This is a genomic window from Xenorhabdus siamensis (genome assembly GCF_037996745.1).
GTDB lineage: Bacteria > Pseudomonadota > Gammaproteobacteria > Enterobacterales > Enterobacteriaceae > Xenorhabdus > Xenorhabdus indica.
Window position 1 is genome coordinate 64,282 of record NZ_JBBMXE010000018.1, and the last position, 17,523, is coordinate 81,804.

Here is a 17,523-nt window from a genome sequence, read left to right on the forward strand (position 1 = left end):
AGAAAGAAAATATAGTAATGCCCCATTTTCAATGAAAATCCTTCCCCAAAATAATAAATAGTCTTATTTTAAAATAAGTTAACAATAAATGATAAACCCTATCCAGTTAATTATCTTAGCTTTTCTCAATGGCTCATTAATCATGATATCCATCAATCAAAAATAATTATTTTAGTCGTTTCCAGATTCAGTGTTCTTTCATAGATTTATTATTTTTCTATATGTAATAGTAGCTATCAATGCATTGTAAAAAATAACATCGGTTTCATCTATTTGATTGATATAGCAATAATAAATTTTTTGTTTTTATAATAGTCAGCCAAAGAGGATACAATATGTTACGCAAAACAGGTTTTTTCTTTGATGAAAGCTGTTTCTGGCACACTACCGGATTACAACATGTCGTAACGCTTCCAATTGGCGGATGGGTACAACCACCATCCGGAACAAGTCATGCCGAGTCGCCAGAAACTAAGCGCAGAATGAAAAACTTAATGGATGTTTCTGGCTTAAGCCGCTCATTACAACTGTTAGGGGCTGATCCTATTGATGAAACAACCTTAAGGCTTATCCACCCAGAAGCGTATTTGCAGAATTTTAAGTCTCTGAGTGACTGTGGTACAGGTATGCTTGGCTCTGAAGCCTCTGTAGGACCAGGCAGTTATGAAATCGCCAAATTATCTGCCGGATTAGCCTGTGCGGCAGTGGAAGCCGTCTTGCATGGCGAACTGGACAACGCTTATAGCCTGTCCCGTCCCCCCGGACACCATTGTCTGCCAGATAAAGCCATGGGATTTTGTTACCTTGCCAATATCTCCCTTGCCATTGAGCGGGCCAAAAAGCAGTTTGGGCTTGGCCGGGTCGCAGTCGTTGACTGGGATGTTCATCACGGTAACGGAACACAACATATCTTTTGGGAACGTGATGATGTTTTGACGATTTCATTGCATCAGGATGGTTGTTATCCCGAAGGGTACAGTGGTGAAGATGATATCGGTGCAGGTAAAGGAAAAGGCTTTAATATCAATATTCCACTCATGGCAGGAGCCGGGCATGATAGTTACATGTATGCTATGGATCAAATCGTTCTTCCCGCATTACAACGTTATCAACCCGAATTGATTATTGTCGCCTGTGGATATGATGCAAACTCTTTTGATCCACTTGCCAGCATGCAGCTCCATAGTGAGAGTTTTCGGGAAATGACGCGTAAAATACAACAGGCAGCAGATGAATTATGCGACGGCAAACTGGTTGTCGTACATGAAGGTGGTTATTCCGAACTCTATGTGCCATTCTGTGGCTTGGCCGTACTGGAAGAATTGAGCGGTGTCCGCACTAAAGTTCAGGATCCTTTACTGAACATGATTAAGGCTCAACAACCGAGAGAACATTTTGATACATTCCAGCGTCAGGAAATTGATGAACTGAAGCAAAGACTTAATCTGTAACTGAGATTAAAATTATGCCCGACATACTATATCGGGCATACAACAATATCGGGCATACAATAGATTGGCATTATCAGCAGGTATTATCCACCGACAGCAATACGTTTCATATCTGTCATATAACCACGTAAAGTCCGGCCTACAACCTCAATTGGGTGGTTACGGATAGCGTCATTAACATCGCGTAATTGGGCATTATCGATACCTTTATCAACATCAACAACAGCCTTGCCTAAATCCCCGGTCTGTAGGGTTGGCATGAATTTTTCCTGCAATAATGGCACCGCAACATAAGAGAACAAGTAGTTACCATATTCTGCCGTATCAGAAATCACCACGTTCATTTCATAGAGACGCTTACGAGCAATGGTATTCGCAATTAATGGCAGTTCATGTAGTGATTCATAATAAGCGGACTCTTCAATAATGCCTGAATCTACCATTGTATCAAATGCCAGTTCTACCCCGGCTTTAACCATCGCAACCATCAGTACGCCGTGATCAAAGTATTCTTGTTCACTAATATGACCACTGTAATCAGGATAGTTCTCGAATGGCGTTTGACCTGTTTCTGCACGCCAGGTCAGCAGATCTTTGTCATCATTCGCCCAGTCAGCCATCATAGTGGAAGAGAATTTACCAGAAATAATGTCATCCATATGTTTTTGGAACAGTGGAGTTAAAACGGTTTTCAACTGTTCAGAAAGGGCATAAGCACGCAGTTTTGCTGGATTAGAGAGCCTGTCCATCATCAAGGTAATGCCACCTTGTTTCAGGGCTTCTGTGATAGTTTCCCAACCAAACTGGATCAATTTACCCGCATATCCCGGATCTGCGCCATCAGCCACCAGCTTGTCATAACACAACAGAGAACCCGCCTGTAACATCCCACACAGAATCGTTTGCTCACCCATTAAGTCAGATTTCACTTCTGCCACAAAAGAGGATTCCAGAACGCCTGCACGATGGCCTCCGGTTGCGGCTGCCCATGCTTTCGCAATTGCCATGCCTTCGCCTTTTGCATCGTTTTCCGGATGGATGGCAATCAGAGTCGGAACACCAAATCCGCGCTTATATTCTTCACGCACTTCCGTTCCTGGGCACTTCGGAGCAACCATCACAACCGTGATGTCTTTACGGATCTGCTCACCCACTTCGACAATATTAAAACCGTGGGAATACCCCAAAGCCGCACCTGCTTTCATTAACGGCTGAACGGCCTGTACAACCGCAGAGTGCTGTTTGTCCGGAGTCAGGTTAATGACCAAATCAGCTTGTGGGATCAACGCCTCATATGTGCCGACGTTAAAACCATTTTCAGTTGCCTTACGCCATGATGCACGTTTCTCTGCAATAGCTTCTTTACGCAGAGCATAGGCAATATCCAGGCCAGAATCACGCATATTCAGCCCTTGATTCAATCCTTGCGCACCACAACCGACAATCACCACTTTCTTGCCTTTTAAATACCCTGCCCCGTCAGCAAATTCTTCCCGCGTCATAAAACGACATTTGCCTAACTGCGCCAATTTCTGGCGTAAGTTCAATGTATCAAAATAATTAGCCATGGTGACTCCGATATAATTAGGTGTGATGTTGTTTGCAATAAAGCCAATATATGACATGAAATCCATTGCTTAAATTGATATATTAACAAGACTGTATTGCAATTTACGCAACATGTCTTTTTTGTAACAATCTTCCACTGTACGACGGATAAATAGCAAAAAAATCTAGTAAAAGGCAGAAAAACGATGGACTTACGTGATCTAAAACTATTTTTACATCTTACAGAAAGTTGTCATTTTGGTCGTACAGCCAAAGCTATGCATGTCAGTCCATCCACGCTTTCACGCCAAATTCAACGTATTGAAGAACAATTGGGGCACTCACTATTTCTGCGAGATAATCGGACAGTAAAACTGACCTTAGCAGGGGAGCAATTAAAGCAATTTGCCCAACAAACTCTGTTGCAATATCAGCAACTGCTCCATTCACTGAATCACCAAAGCCCATCTTTAACGGGAGAATTACGCCTTTTTTGTTCGGTTACTGCCGCTTATAGCCATCTTCCGCAGGTTCTAGATAAATTTCGGGCCGAACATCCTTTGGTGGAAATTAAACTGACAACAGGGGATGCCGCAGACGCTGTTTATAAGGTGCAATCTGAAGAAGCAGATTTAGGCATTGCAGGTAAACCAGAAAAACTATCTGATAATGTTCGCTTTACCAAGATTGGTGAAATTCCGCTAATACTGATCGCTCCTTCTTTGCCTTGTGCAGTACGAACGTTTGCTACACAAGAGCAACCAGACTGGAACGCAATTCCATTCATTTTGCCAGAACACGGACCTTCCCGTAAGCGTATCGAGCTTTGGTTCCGCCGGCACAAAATTAATCATCCACAGATTTATGCTACAGTTTCTGGTCATGAAGCGATTGTTTCCATGGTCGCTTTAGGTTGTGGTATTGCGTTAATCCCTGCGGTTGTTGTTGAAAATAGCCCGGAGCCAGTACGCAACCGTATATTACTGTTGGAAAATATTTCGTTGGTTGAACCATTCGAGTTAGGAGTTTGTGCTCTTGGCAAGCGGCTGCATGAACCACTGATAAAGGCATTTTGGGGATTATTATCCTCTGAAATAACGTGATCCCATGAAAAAAATAGCACTCTAAAAGGTGCTATTTCTCATAATAATATTAACTATTTCTATTTCAACAACAGATTAAACGAGGGATTATCAGTCTCATCATGGTATTCATAACCCAGCTCATCTAAATGGCGATCAAAACAGATTTCCGATCCTGACAATTCAAAAGCGGCCAGTACGCGTCCGTAATCTGTGCCATGGCTACGATAATGAAACAGTGTGATATTCCAATGTGCTCCTAATGTTTGCAAAAATTTCAACAATGCTCCCGGTGATTCGGGAAAAGCAAAGCTAAATAACCGCTCCTGCAATAGTCTGGGTGGTCTGCCACCGATCATATAACGAACATGCAGTTTCGCCATTTCATCATCAGTAAAATCAGATACCTGATATCCCGCAGTTTTCAGTTCTTCAATAATTTCAATACGTTCAACATTTCCACGTCCCAATCGTATCCCAACAAAAATACAGGCTTTATCTGGAGCAGCAGCATCTGAATAACGGTAGCTGAATTCTGTCACAAAGCGGGGGCCCAGTATCTGGCAGAAATTCAGGAAACTACCTTTTTGCTCAGGAATAGTTACCGCCAGCAAAGCTTCACGCTGCTCCCCTAGCTCACAACGTTCGGAGACATAACGTAAACCATGAAAATTCACATTAGCGCCAGAAAGAATATGTGCGAGTCTCTCCCCCTTAATCTGGTGCTGCTGGACATATTTCTTCAATCCCGCCAGCGCCAAAGCTCCGGAAGGCTCTGCGATCGCTCTGACATCTTCGAAGATATCTTTCATGGCTGCACAAATGGCATCACTATCTACCGTAATCACATCATCAACATATTGCTGACATAAACGGAATGTTTCATTGCCAATACGTTTAACGGCAACACCTTCCGCAAATAACCCGACTCTAGGTAAATCAACGGGATGACCGGCTTCCAGAGCAGCTTTCAAACAGGCAGAATCCTCAGCCTCCACACCAATGACTTTCATTTCTGGTACAAGTTGTTTGATGAGCACTGCAATACCAGCAATCAACCCACCACCACCAACGGGAACAAAAATGCGATCAAGATGAACATCTTGCTGTAAAAGCTCCATCGCCAAAGTTGCCTGACCAGCAATCACAGCAGGGTGATCAAATGGTGGCACGAAGGTGTAACTATGTTCTTTTGACATCTCAATCGCTTTTGCTTTCGCTTCATCGAAGTTTGCGCCATGTAATAACACTTCACCACCAAAACTGCGTACTGCATCAACTTTAATATCTGCTGTAGCTATCGGCATCACTATAGTGGCTTTAACACCAACCTTACTGGCCGATAATGCGACACCTTGTGCATGATTACCCGCAGATGCGGTGATCACCCCCTTAGCTCTTTGCTCTTCCGTTAAGCTGGCAATCATCGCGTATGCGCCACGCAATTTGAAACTGTGTACCAACTGACGATCTTCTCGTTTAACTAAGATAGTGTTATCTAAACGAGCAGAGATTTTTTTCATTTCCTGTAATGGGGTGACTTGAGCAACATCATAAACTGGTGCACTCAGTGCAGCTTTGAGATATTCCGCTCCCTTGGGTTCAGTATTAAGAGGATAAACCGCCACAATCAACTCCCCAGCTTAGTCTTATCACGTACAGCTCCTTTATCAGCACTGGTCGCTAATAAAGCATAAGCCCGCAATGCAAAAGAGACCTGACGCTTTCGGAACTTAGGTGTCCACATATTATCACCACACGATAATTCAGCTTGTTTCCGTTCAGTCAGTTCTTTTTCGCTGACATTCAACTGGATTTTACGGTTTGGAATATCAATATTGATGATATCACCGTCATGAACCAATCCAATCAAGCCACCATTAGCTGCTTCAGGAGAAACATGACCAATCGATAGCCCAGATGTCCCTCCTGAAAAACGCCCATCAGTGATCAAAGCACAGCTTTTTCCCAATCCCATTGATTTTAGGTAAGTGGTTGGATAGAGCATTTCCTGCATACCAGGACCACCTTTCGGGCCTTCATAACGAATAACTACAACGTCCCCCGCTACAACTTTTCCGCCCAGAATCGCGTCTACTGCATCTTCCTGACTTTCATAAACTTTAGCAGGGCCACGGAAAGTGAGAATACTTTCATCCACTCCTGCGGTTTTCACGATACAACCGTCCGCGGCAACGTTACCATACAAAACAGCCAGTCCCCCATCTTGGCTGTAAGCATGAGCACGTTCACGGATACATCCTTCTTTCCGGTCTGTGTCCAAAGATGGCCAACGACAATCCTGCGAGAAAGCTTGGGTAGTACGAATTCCTGCTGGTCCCGCCGCGTACATGTTCTTAACATCGTCATCTCCTGTCAGCATGATGTCGTACTGAGCCAACGTTTGTGACAAGTCCAAGCCCAGAATGTTTTTCACATTTCGATGCAACAATCCAGCACGATCCAGCTCACCAAGAATACCAATCACTCCACCCGCCCGATGCACGTCTTCCATATGGTATTTTTGAGTACTTGGCGCCACCTTGCATAAATGGGGCACTTGACGAGACAGACGATCAATATCTGCCATAGTGAAATCAACTTCACCCTCCTGAGCTGCTGCCAATAAGTGCAGAACAGTGTTTGTCGACCCTCCCATCGCAATATCCAGTGTCATGGCATTCTCAAATGCAGCTTTGGTCGCAATATTACGTGGCAAAGCGCTATCATCGTTTTGTTCATAGTAGCGTTTGGTTAATTCAACAATGCGCTTACCCGCGTTGATAAATAGGGTCTTACGATCTGCATGTGTAGCAAGTAGCGATCCATTACCCGGTTGCGAAAGCCCCAGTGCTTCTGTCAAACAGTTCATTGAATTCGCGGTAAACATGCCGGAACAAGAACCACAGGTCGGGCAGGCAGAACGTTCGATTTGCTCACTCTGTTCATCACTGATATTCGGATTAGCTCCCTGGATCATCGCATCAACCAGATCCAACTTGATGAGCTGATCGGATAACCGCGTCTTACCCGCTTCCATCGGGCCTCCTGAAACAAAAATAACCGGAATATTCAAACGCAGTGATGCCATCAACATGCCCGGTGTGATCTTGTCACAGTTGGAAATACATACCATCGCATCCGCACAGTGTGCATTCACCATATATTCGACCGAATCAGCAATCAGCTCACGAGAAGGCAGAGAATAAAGCATTCCTCCATGCCCCATTGCGATGCCATCATCAACTGCGATGGTGTTAAATTCTTTTGCAACGCCACCGGATGCCTCAATCTGTTCAGCCACCAGCTTGCCCAAATCCCGCAAATGAACATGCCCAGGCACGAATTGAGTAAATGAGTTCACAACGGCGATGATGGGCTTACCAAAGTCCGCATCAGTCATCCCCGTAGCACGCCATAAAGCACGAGCCCCTGCCATATTGCGGCCATGAGTTGTCGTGGCAGAACGGTATTTAGGCATTATTTTTCACTCCCATGTCTATCTAATCAGCATCAGAAAGCAGGCGGTGAACGAGCCGCCCGTTAAATTTTGTCTTAGTTATAAAGGAATCAGGTTATTAAGGATTCACTGGATCTAACCAGCCCCATTTATCTTCTGTCGAACCATCAAATAGGCCGAAGAATGCACTCTGAATTTTTTTGGTGATAGGCCCACATTTACCAATTCCAACCTGAATACCATCTACACTACGGACTGGAGTAATTTCTGCTGCTGTTCCGGTCATAAAGACTTCATCAGCCAGATAGAGTGATTCGCGGGAAAGGACCTGCTCACGAACTTCCAGACCGAGATCCTGTGCCAGTTTGATAATGGCATCTCGTGTGATCCCCGGTAACGCAGCAGAAGTGAATGGCGGTGTGAACAAAACACCATTTTTGACTTCAAATAGGTTTTCACCCGCACCTTCTGAAATATAGCCATGAACATCCAAAGCAATCCCTTCCTGATAACCATGGCGCCGGGCTTCACTACCCACCAGCAAAGAAGATAAGTAATTACCACCCGCTTTTGCCGCTGTTGGAATTGTGTTTGCCGCAGCACGGTTCCATGAAGAAACCATTGCATCAATGCCTTGTTCCAGTGCTTCCTCTCCGAGATACGCTCCCCACGGAAAGGCGGCAATAATGACATCTGTTTCATAACCCGCAGGAGGATTTACCCCCATTCCCACATCACCAATAAAAACCAATGGGCGAACGTAAGCGCTGACTAATTTGTTTTTGCGGAGTGTTTCACGACAAGCTTCCATTAATTCATCGACACTCTGGCTCACGGGCATACGGTAAATCTTGGCTGAGTCATGCAAGCGCTGCATGTGTTCACGATGACGAAAAACAACAGGCCCTTTGTGCGAGTTGTAACAACGGACACCTTCAAATACTGACGTTCCATAATGCAGGGCGTGGGACATAACGTGTATTTTTGCATCAGCCCAGGGAACCATTTCCCCATTGAACCAAATATAATCAGCTTGCTTTGTCATTCTTTTGTTTCCTTCGAATGCGCACTATGCGCTTATCAATTGTGATTTTTTGTGTTGTATCTCAACATCAGCAACATCAACCAGCTTCATCAACTGGGAAAAAAGTAAATTCACAGGACGCTGACTGGCGACAGTGAGTTCAATACTTACATTATCACTATCTATTGTATGATCCATATTCAATGCACATATCTGAAAACCACGATGGCGGGTAACTCTCAGAATTCTTTCAAGAATTTCAGGGCAGAATCGTGCCTGAATAGCAAGTTGATGCTGCATCATAATGATCTCTCCAACATATTTGCGTTACTTGCGCCAGGTGGAACCAATGGCCAAACATTTTCTAATTCATTAATCGATACATGTAGTAAATAGGGACCTTCACTGTTGAAAAGGGCATCTAACGCTGTATTGATTTGCGACTTGTCTGTAATGTGTTGGCCTGGAATATCAAAGGATTTTGCTAAGGTAATAAAATCAGGATTATCGGTTAGAATAGTTTCGCTATAGCGCTTATCAAAAAATAATTCCTGCCATTGCTTAACCATCCCCAAACGCTGGTTATCCAGCAAGACCATCTTAATAGGTAATTTTTTGCGTCTAATAGTGCCTAATTCCTGAACATTCATCATGAAAGAGCCATCACCGGATATACAAATGACCATATCCTTCGGGCGAACCATTTGTGCACCAATCGCCGCCGGGATGCCAAATCCCATCGTGCCCAACCCACTGGAAGTAATGAAGTTCTCAGGCCCATCAAATGTCATATGTTGGGCAGTCCACATCTGATGTTGTCCCACATCAGTGGTCACAACAGTATTTGATGGCTTGCGCTCAGATATCTGTTTTAACAATGCGGGAGCATAAATACTGTTCCCCTGATGGTCATAGCGCCATGCATGTTCATTTTTTAACTGTTTAACTTCTTGTTGCCATGCCTTAATCGACAAAGGCTGCTGTAAATGAGGCAACAACGTTTTTAAATTCCCTAATAATGAAACATGTGCCTGACGCAACTTATTTAATTCAACAGGGTCGATATCTAAATGGATGACTTTGGCATGCGGAGCAAAGGTATTCAGTTTCCCGGTTACCCGGTCATCAAAACGAGTTCCGGCAGCAATAAGCAAATCACAGGATTGAACCGCGAAATTGGCAGCTTTTGTGCCATGCATTCCCAACATCCCCAAATAACATTCATGCCCAGCATCCGCAGCCCCCAATCCTTTGAGTGTAGAGACAACAGGTAGCCCCGTTTCTGCCACTAAACGGCGTAATTCAGGCACCGCATCTGACATTCCAACACCTCCCCCGATATACAAAATAGGTTTTTTGGAACAAGCCATCATATGGCGAGCTTGTTCCAATTCACGCTCAGGCAGAGAGGATAGGGCAACGACAGGCATTAAGTAAGGTGCGAATTCGCCTTGTTTTAACTGAATATCTTTCGGTAAATCCACCAAAACGGGGCCAGGACGGCCTTCCGTGGCAATGGCAAAGGCTTCGGCCATAACTTGAGGCAATTTTTCCAGCGATTCCACCAGAAAACTGTGTTTGGTACAGGCAAGAGAAAGTCCCAACATATCGATTTCTTGAAAAGCATCTGTACCGATAGCTTCAGAACTTACTTGACCAGTAATAGCAACGACGGGAACAGAATCCAACAAAGCATCAGCTAACCCGGTAATCAAATTTGTTGCGCCAGGCCCTGATGTCGCGATACAAACTCCAGGCTTACCACTTGCCCTTGCATAGCCAATGGCAGCCATAACCGCTCCTTGTTCATGGCGGCACAACAAATGTTCAATACCGCCATCATACAAAGCATCATACACAGGCATAATAGCTCCGCCTGGATAACCGAAAACTTTCTCAACTCCCTGCTTTCGTAATGCTTGTACGACCCATTGAGCCCCGTTCATACCATCCTCCTATTGCGTTTACTCTGTCAGTACCAGTGTTGTGATGTTGTTTTATGTTCGTTTTTTGGTATGTGTAAAAAAAGCCCCCGCTCCTTTTCGGTGCGGGGGCTTCTTCGTGAAATCTGGCTATCTTTCTGTCTACGCCTTCCTTCGTTCAAGTGCAGCCCCGCACGGTAGAATAATCACTACCACGCTAATAATTAGGCTAATCACTAGAACAAATTTGCTCATAATTCTTTTCGTTCTCATTCATATGTTCGACGTATATTTTACAAGTATCACTTTCTATAATTGTTGACAATCATTATTTTAATTTTTTTATTTGGAAAATGATTTTATTTATATTTTTCATAAAGATAACCATAATCCCAGCAAAGTTAACAGCGCTCATTTCTTTAATGAGGATAAAAAATCACTATTTATATGTTTCATAAAATAATTAATAAGATAAATTACACAAATACAATTTAATCACCTAATTACAAAACATAAATGTTAAAAGAGGCATTTTTATGCGGCAGTATCATTATAAACAAAAAATAAAAGCAGCTAATTAGTTCATCTAATTAATAAAATAATCAACAAAATGATAATACCGTATGAATCTATTTCACAGATTTCCAAAAGGTCATCACTAAACAAAAAACATTAAATAACAATATATTGTTAATAATGAGTTTAAGGAAAAATAAATATATTTTCGAGCGCCTTCGCAAAATAACAAAAGGAGACTTTCTATTATTTTTTATCAATTCATGATAATTGCTTTCTTGCTAAGGAGAGCACATGGCACTCGCTATCATCTATACACGGGCAACAATAGGTATTGATTCTCCCATCGTCACAATAGAAGCACACATCAGTAACGGTTTACCCGGTTTAACACTGGTTGGTTTGCCGGAAACGACAGTTAAAGAAGCCAGAGATCGCGTCAGAAGTGCTTTGATCAATAGCGGTTTTACCTATCCACCAAAAAGAATCACAGTTAACCTGGCTCCGGCAGACCTTCCCAAAGAAGGAGGAAGATATGATTTACCTATCGCTATTGCAATTTTGGCGGCTTCAGAGCAAATTCCACCAAATAAATTGCATAATTATGAGTTTTTGGGAGAGTTAGCGCTTTCAGGTGAGATACGTAAGGTTACAGGAGCCATTCCCGCAGCACTCAGTGCTAAAAATGCAGGTAGGCAATTGATTTTATCCACAGAAAATCAAACAGAATTAGCTATCTTATCCCAAAGTAAAACGCTATTAGCCAGTCACTTACTACAAGTTTGCCATTTTTTGCATGGCGAAAAAACAATATTATCTTCTCCTTCCCCTGTTGCTCCACAAGATGAGCCACCACTGTTAGATCTACGAGACATTATTGGACAAGAGCAAGCCAAACGTGCTCTGGAGATCACTGCCGCAGGTGGACACAATCTTCTGCTACTTGGGCCCCCCGGTACAGGTAAGACAATGCTAGCCAGTCGGTTATGCGACCTATTACCGTCTCTAACGCATCAGGAAGCACTGGACGTCGCAGCTATCAATAGTCTGGTCGGTCAGTCAATTAATCCCCAAAAATGGCATATACGACCGTTTAGAGCGCCTCATCATAGTTCATCAATGGCCGCTCTCGTTGGCGGAGGCTCAATCCCTAAACCCGGAGAAATTTCACTTGCACACAATGGCGTTTTATTCTTAGATGAATTGCCCGAGTTTAACCGAAGTGTCCTTGATGCATTACGTGAACCACTAGAATCTGGCGAAATTATCATATCTCGTGCAAGGGCAAAAGTTTGTTTTCCTGCCCAAGTCCAATTGATTGCGGCCATGAATCCAAGCCCGACAGGATATCATCAGGGATTACACAATCGCAGTAGTCCACAACAAATATTACGCTATCTTTCCAAACTTTCAGGTCCTTTTTTAGATCGTTTTGACCTCTCCATTGAAGTTCCTCTACTCCCTCCGGGTATCTTGAGTCAATCATCAACAAAACATGGTGAAAGTAGCCATGAAGTCAAAAAGAGAGTACAACATGCCAGAAACATACAAATAGAGCGGTGTGGGCATGTAAATGCACATCTTAATCGCCAACAAACTGAATGTGTTTGTAAACTAAAAATGGAAGATGCCGTTTTTCTGGAAAACACTTTACTAAAATTAGGGCTATCTGTACGCGCTTGGCACCGGATATTAAAGGTTTCACGTACGATTGCAGATTTGAAAGAGCAAAAGAGAATAGAAAGGCCGGATATTATGGAAGCTCTCAGTTACCGGAGTATGGATAGGTTACTTATTCAGTTACAAAAACAGGTTGGATGACTAGAAGAGGGGCTAATTCGCCCCTCTTGATGGACCCATCATCCCAATGATGATATTAATCATCAGAATCAGTATAGTCCTCAGAAGGATCTAACTGTGGTTTTCCACCGGAAAGAGTATGGAAACGTTTTGGGCGGCTAATTTTCGCCAAATACTTAGCCCATACTTTTTCTTCTATTGTTGCAGGGGCACGCTCACCACGGCAAACAGCGACAAACAATTTTTCTTCGTCTGTTTGTGGTTCACGTTTGCCAAGATCCAATTCATTGAACGCATGACCATGACGTTCTAATAATTGGGCCTCTTTGATGGTGAAATCCCCGTGACGAGAAAACCCGCGTGGATAATTTTTATTATCAAAAAAACGATTAGTCGTGATGAAGCTTTCAGCCATCTGACACACTCCTAACTCTACAGTCATACTAATTATGGCGCGGAGTATTAGGGAGGCTTGACATTCTGTAAAACAAAATATTTAAATCTTAACGACAAAAACTATTGGAGATGCATGTGGACACCGAATTACTGAAAACCTTTTTGGAAGTCAGTAAGACTCGTCACTTTGGTCGGGCAGCTGAATCACTCTATCTAACACAATCCGCCGTTAGCTTTCGGATCCGACAACTAGAAAATCAGTTAGGTGCTAATTTATTCACACGACATCGCAATAATATCCGCCTAACTGCGGCTGGCGAACGCCTTGTCCCCTATGCAGAATCGTTAATGAATACTTGGCAGTTAGCAAAGAAAGAGATCAACTACGTCTCACAGCATACAGAGCTCTCTATCGGTGCTACAGCATCCCTATGGGAAGCCTACCTAACTCCTTGGTTAAATATGTTTTATCGGGATAACCAAGGAATGAGAGTCGAATCAAGAGTTTCTACACGTCAGTCTCTGGTCAAACAACTGCACTCGCGTGAATTAGATCTTTTAATCACAACAGAACCCCCAAAAATGGACGAATTCCAAAGCCAGGTGATCGGTAGTATCCTACTTGTTTTATTAACAACCCAGCATAATCTCGAACAAGGTATAGAAAATTACATCAAACTCGAGTGGGGAGCTGATTTTCACCACCAAGAACAACAGATTTTGAAAAATGATCACCCACCAATCATTACAACCACTTCGGCCCATATCGCCAGAGAATTATTAGATAGTGTAAATGCTGCGACGTTCTTGCCTACACACTGGCTTGATGATTATCCTAATCTCATTACGGCTCCCAATAATGAGCCAATTAAACGGCCTCTATATGCCGTCTGGCTGCAAAATAGTGACCAGCATACATTCATCCAACAGTTATTAAAAATACCTGTTGAAAAAGCACCTGCAACAAGCTGATAGCGTTCTACGAAGAGCGTTAAGGGATGTGTACCGGAGATCTAAGCGGAGGTGTATAGCGATCTGGTTTTGATAATGTCACGGATAAAAAAGAAAAACCCAGCTAAAATTAGCTGGGCTATTAATTTAAAAACTATTCAATTATTACTTAGTTATTAACTGGCAGGGGCGGAGAGGCTCGAACTCCCAACACCCGGTTTTGGAGACCGGTGCTCTACCAATTGAACTACGCCCCTAAATACGGTGGCGGTGCGGACGGGACTCGAACCCGCGACCCCCGGCGTGACAGGCCGGTATTCTAACCAACTGAACTACCACACCACCGAATTGCTTTTTCCATGTTGCCTTTCATACCGGCAACATCTTTAAATTGATGTCTGGCAGTGCCCTACTCTCGCATGGGGAGACCCCACACTACCATCGGCGCAACGGCGTTTCACTGCTGAGTTCGGCATGGGGTCAGGTGGGACCACCGCGCTATTGCCGCCAGACAAATCCTGTGTTCAATCCCGAACAAGCTGACGCCCCGTTTCAGGGCGCTCTTTTATCTGAAACCTGCGCTTTCTTCTCTCTCAAAACCCGCAAAACCCCTTCGGTGTTGTCAGGTTAAGCCGCACGGTACATTAGTACTGGTTAGCTCAACGTCTCGCAACGCTTACACACCCAGCCTATCCACGTCCTGGTCTCGGACGGCCCTTCAGTATCCTCAGGGGATAAGGGAAGACTCATCTCAAGGCAAGTTTCCCGCTTAGATGCTTTCAGCGGTTATCTCTTCCGCACTTAGCTACCGGGCAGTGCCATTGGCATGACAACCCGGACACCAGTGGTGCGTCCACTCCGGTCCTCTCGTACTAGGAGCAGCCCCTTTCAATCTTCCAGCGCCCACGGCAGATAGGGACCGAACTGTCTCACGACGTTCTAAACCCAGCTCGCGTACCACTTTAAATGGCGAACAGCCATACCCTTGGGACCTACTTCAGCCCCAGGATGTGATGAGCCGACATCGAGGTGCCAAACACCGCCGTCGATATGAACTCTTGGGCGGTATCAGCCTGTTATCCCCGGAGTACCTTTTATCCGTTGAGCGATGGCCCTTCCATACAGAACCACCGGATCACTAAGACCTACTTTCGTACCTGCTCGCGCCGTCACGCTCGCAGTCAAGCCAGCTTATGCCTTTGCACTAACCTCACGATGTCCGACCGTGATTAGCTGACCTTCGTGCTCCTCCGTTACGCTTTGGGAGGAGACCGCCCCAGTCAAACTACCCACCAGACACTGTCCGCAACCCGGATAACGGGCCGGCGTTAGAACATCAAACATTCAAGGGTGGTATTTCAAGGATGGCTCCGTGCAGACTGGCGTCCACACTTCACTGCCTCCCACCTATCCTACACATCAAGGCTCCATGTTCAGTGTCAAGCTATAGTAAAGGTTCACGGGGTCTTTCCGTCTTGCCGCGGGTACACTGCATCTTCACAGCGAGTTCAATTTCACTGAGTCTCGGGTGGAGACAGCCTGGCCATCATTACGCCATTCGTGCAGGTCGGAACTTACCCGACAAGGAATTTCGCTACCTTAGGACCGTTATAGTTACGGCCGCCGTTTACTGGGGCTTCGATCAAGAGCGTCTCCTTACGGATAACCCCATCAATTAACCTTCCAGCACCGGGCAGGCGTCACACCGTATACGTCCACTTTCGTGTTTGCACAGTGCTGTGTTTTTATTAAACAGTTGCAGCCAGCTGGTATCTGCGGCTGGCTTTGGCTCCGGGCGCCTGTCCCTTCACCTAATGCCAGCGTGCCTTCTCCCGAAGTTACGGCACCATTTTGCCTAGTTCCTTCACCCGAGTTCTCTCAAGCGCCTGAGTATTCTCTACCTGACCACCTGTGTCGGTTTGGGGTACGATTCACTGTTACCTGATGCTTAGAGGCTTTTCCTGGAAGCCGGGCATCTGTCACTTCAGCACCGTAGTGCCTCGTCATCACGCCTCAGTGTTACAGATAACCGGATTTGCCAGGTTATCCCACCTACACGCTTAAACCGGGACGACCGTCGCCCGGATGACATAGCCTTCTCCGTCCCCCCTTCGCAGTAACACCGAGTACAGGAATATTAACCTGTTGCCCATCGACTACGCTGTTCAGCCTCGCCTTAGGGGTCGACTCACCCTGCCCCGATTAACGTTGGACAGGAACCCTTGGTCTTCCGGCGAGCGGGTTTTTCACCCGCTTTATCGTTACTTATGTCAGCATTCGCACTTCTGATACCTCCAGCAAACCTCACGGTTCACCTTCAGCGGCTTACAGAACGCTCCCCTACCCAGCAACATTAATATGTCGCTGCCGCAGCTTCGGTGCCTGGTTTAGCCCCGTTACATCTTCCGCGCAGGCCGACTCGACCAGTGAGCTATTACGCTTTCTTTAAATGATGGCTGCTTCTAAGCCAACATCCTGGCTGTCTGAGCCTTCCCACTTCGTTTCCCACTTAACCAGGACTTGGGGACCTTAGCTGGCGGTCTGGGTTGTTTCCCTCTTCACGACGGACGTTAGCACCCGCCGTGTGTCTCCCGTGATAACATTCTCCGGTATTCGCAGTTTGCATCGGGTTGGTAAGTCGGGATGACCCCCTAGCCGAAACAGTGCTCTACCCCCGGAGATGAGTTCACGAGGCGCTACCTAAATAGCTTTCGGGGAGAACCAGCTATCTCCCGGTTTGATTGGCCTTTCACCCCCAGCCACAAGTCATCCGCTAATTTTTCAACATTAGTCGGTTCGGTCCTCCAGTTAGTGTTACCCAACCTTCAACCTGCCCATGGCTAGATCACCGGGTTTCGGGTCTATACCCTGCAACTTCGCGCCCCGTTAAGACTCGGTTTCCCTGCGGCTCCCCTAAACGGTTAACCTTGCTACAGAATATAAGTCGCTGACCCATTATACAAAAGGTACGCAGTCACACCCGAAGGTGCTCCCACTGCTTGTACGTACACGGTTTCAGGTTCTCTTTCACTCCCCTCGCCGGGGTTCTTTTCGCCTTTCCCTCACGGTACTGGTTCACTATCGGTCAGTCAGGAGTATTTAGCCTTGGAGGATGGTCCCCCCCTGTTCAGACAGGATACCACGTGTCCCGCCCTACTCGTCGAACTCCCAGCCTGTGTCTCTTCGTGTACGGGACTGTCACCCTTTACTGTGCGCCTTTCCAGACGCTTCCACTGACACACAGACTGATGCAGGTTCTGGGCTCCTCCCCGTTCGCTCGCCGCTACTGGGGGAATCTCGGTTGATTTCTTTTCCTCGGGGTACTGAGATGTTTCAGTTCCCCGGTTCGCCTCCTGCCCCTATGAATTCAGGC

At 45.3% G+C, this 17,523-nt stretch carries 12 protein-coding genes, 2 tRNA genes and 2 rRNA genes; 4 read left to right on the forward strand and 12 right to left on the reverse strand.

The window, feature by feature from the left end; all coding sequences use genetic code 11:
* Positions 1 to 335: 335 nt before the first annotated feature.
* Positions 336 to 1,451: a class II histone deacetylase gene (locus AAC852_RS17725; RefSeq protein ID WP_340622125.1), complete on the forward strand. Its 1,116-nt coding sequence runs from the start codon at positions 336 to 338 to the stop codon at positions 1,449 to 1,451.
* An 83-nt stretch (positions 1,452 to 1,534) separates the two neighbouring features.
* On the opposite strand, the gene ilvC is transcribed toward AAC852_RS17725, so the two are convergent.
* Positions 1,535 to 3,019, reverse strand: coding sequence for a ketol-acid reductoisomerase (gene ilvC / locus AAC852_RS17730; protein ID WP_340622126.1), 1,485 nt, complete (start codon positions 3,017 to 3,019; stop codon positions 1,535 to 1,537).
* A gap of 186 nt (positions 3,020 to 3,205) precedes the next feature.
* Here ilvC and ilvY point away from each other — a divergent pair, with 186 nt between their 5' ends.
* The gene (gene ilvY, locus AAC852_RS17735; RefSeq protein ID WP_340622127.1) at positions 3,206 to 4,102 is read left to right on the forward strand and encodes an HTH-type transcriptional activator IlvY; all 897 of its coding nucleotides are present in this window, start codon (positions 3,206 to 3,208) and stop codon (positions 4,100 to 4,102) included.
* Between the two features lie 59 nt (positions 4,103 to 4,161).
* Here the strand turns inward: ilvY and ilvA are convergent, their stop codons facing one another.
* The 6 genes from ilvA to AAC852_RS20095 all read right to left on the reverse strand — a co-directional run bounded on the left by ilvA (position 4,162) and on the right by AAC852_RS20095 (position 10,760).
* Positions 4,162 to 5,709: a threonine ammonia-lyase, biosynthetic gene (ilvA, locus tag AAC852_RS17740; RefSeq protein ID WP_422824319.1), complete on the reverse strand. Its 1,548-nt coding sequence runs from the start codon at positions 5,707 to 5,709 to the stop codon at positions 4,162 to 4,164.
* 2 nt (positions 5,710 to 5,711) lie between these two features.
* Complete coding sequence (ilvD, locus tag AAC852_RS17745) at positions 5,712 to 7,562, reverse strand: dihydroxy-acid dehydratase (protein ID WP_340622128.1); 1,851 nt, start codon at positions 7,560 to 7,562, stop codon at positions 5,712 to 5,714.
* A 97-nt stretch (positions 7,563 to 7,659) separates the two neighbouring features.
* Positions 7,660 to 8,586, reverse strand: a complete 927-nt coding sequence (locus AAC852_RS17750) for a branched-chain amino acid transaminase (RefSeq protein WP_340622129.1) — start codon at positions 8,584 to 8,586, stop codon at positions 7,660 to 7,662.
* A gap of 24 nt (positions 8,587 to 8,610) precedes the next feature.
* Positions 8,611 to 8,868 (reverse strand): acetolactate synthase 2 small subunit, encoded by a 258-nt coding sequence (gene ilvM / locus AAC852_RS17755; RefSeq protein WP_038268543.1) that lies wholly within the window; start codon positions 8,866 to 8,868, stop codon positions 8,611 to 8,613.
* Positions 8,865 to 10,511 (reverse strand): acetolactate synthase 2 catalytic subunit, encoded by a 1,647-nt coding sequence (gene ilvG, locus AAC852_RS17760; protein ID WP_340622130.1) that lies wholly within the window; start codon positions 10,509 to 10,511, stop codon positions 8,865 to 8,867. The genes ilvM and ilvG overlap by 4 nt, the downstream gene beginning before the upstream one ends.
* 138 nt (positions 10,512 to 10,649) lie before the next feature.
* Positions 10,650 to 10,760 carry an IlvGEDA operon leader peptide gene (locus tag AAC852_RS20095; protein ID WP_115825337.1) on the reverse strand — a complete coding sequence of 37 codons (111 nt, stop codon included), beginning with the start codon at positions 10,758 to 10,760 and terminating at the stop codon, positions 10,650 to 10,652.
* A gap of 537 nt (positions 10,761 to 11,297) precedes the next feature.
* Between AAC852_RS20095 and AAC852_RS17765 the strand changes: the two genes are divergently transcribed.
* Positions 11,298 to 12,824 (forward strand): YifB family Mg chelatase-like AAA ATPase, encoded by a 1,527-nt coding sequence (locus AAC852_RS17765; protein WP_340622131.1) that lies wholly within the window; start codon positions 11,298 to 11,300, stop codon positions 12,822 to 12,824.
* 55 nt (positions 12,825 to 12,879) lie between these two features.
* Here the strand turns inward: AAC852_RS17765 and AAC852_RS17770 are convergent, their stop codons facing one another.
* Positions 12,880 to 13,218: a MaoP family protein gene (locus tag AAC852_RS17770; RefSeq protein WP_340622132.1), complete on the reverse strand. Its 339-nt coding sequence runs from the start codon at positions 13,216 to 13,218 to the stop codon at positions 12,880 to 12,882.
* Between the two features lie 116 nt (positions 13,219 to 13,334).
* Between AAC852_RS17770 and hdfR the strand changes: the two genes are divergently transcribed.
* A complete protein-coding gene (gene hdfR, locus AAC852_RS17775; RefSeq protein WP_340622133.1) occupies positions 13,335 to 14,171 on the forward strand; it encodes an HTH-type transcriptional regulator HdfR in 837 nt (278 codons plus the stop codon).
* 160 nt (positions 14,172 to 14,331) lie between these two features.
* On the opposite strand, the gene AAC852_RS17780 is transcribed toward hdfR, so the two are convergent.
* The 4 genes from AAC852_RS17780 to AAC852_RS17795 form a co-directional block, all read right to left on the reverse strand.
* Positions 14,332 to 14,407: transfer RNA gene (locus AAC852_RS17780), tRNA-Trp, on the reverse strand.
* 8 nt (positions 14,408 to 14,415) lie between these two features.
* Positions 14,416 to 14,492 (reverse strand) — tRNA-Asp (locus AAC852_RS17785).
* Positions 14,493 to 14,546: 54 nt separating this feature from the next.
* A 5S ribosomal RNA gene (gene rrf / locus AAC852_RS17790) occupies positions 14,547 to 14,662 on the reverse strand.
* A gap of 111 nt (positions 14,663 to 14,773) precedes the next feature.
* Positions 14,774 to 17,523: ribosomal RNA gene (locus AAC852_RS17795) — 23S ribosomal RNA — on the reverse strand; the annotation flags it as partial.

Excerpts from the sequence above, each read along its gene's own strand:
- AAC852_RS17725 (WP_340622125.1), top strand. The coding sequence starts at position 336 with ATGTTACGCAAAACAGGTTTTTTCTTTGATGAAAGCTGTTTCTGGCAC.
- ilvC (WP_340622126.1), bottom strand. The coding sequence starts at position 3,019 with ATGGCTAATTATTTTGATACATTGAACTTACGCCAGAAATTGGCGCAG.
- ilvY (WP_340622127.1), top strand. The coding sequence starts at position 3,206 with ATGGACTTACGTGATCTAAAACTATTTTTACATCTTACAGAAAGTTGT.
- ilvD (WP_340622128.1), bottom strand. The coding sequence starts at position 7,562 with ATGCCTAAATACCGTTCTGCCACGACAACTCATGGCCGCAATATGGCA.
- AAC852_RS17750 (WP_340622129.1), bottom strand. The coding sequence starts at position 8,586 with ATGACAAAGCAAGCTGATTATATTTGGTTCAATGGGGAAATGGTTCCC.
- ilvM (WP_038268543.1), bottom strand. The coding sequence starts at position 8,868 with ATGATGCAGCATCAACTTGCTATTCAGGCACGATTCTGCCCTGAAATT.
- ilvG (WP_340622130.1), bottom strand. The coding sequence starts at position 10,511 with ATGAACGGGGCTCAATGGGTCGTACAAGCATTACGAAAGCAGGGAGTT.
- AAC852_RS20095 (WP_115825337.1), bottom strand. The coding sequence starts at position 10,760 with ATGAGAACGAAAAGAATTATGAGCAAATTTGTTCTAGTGATTAGCCTA.
- AAC852_RS17765 (WP_340622131.1), top strand. The coding sequence starts at position 11,298 with ATGGCACTCGCTATCATCTATACACGGGCAACAATAGGTATTGATTCT.
- AAC852_RS17770 (WP_340622132.1), bottom strand. The coding sequence starts at position 13,218 with ATGGCTGAAAGCTTCATCACGACTAATCGTTTTTTTGATAATAAAAAT.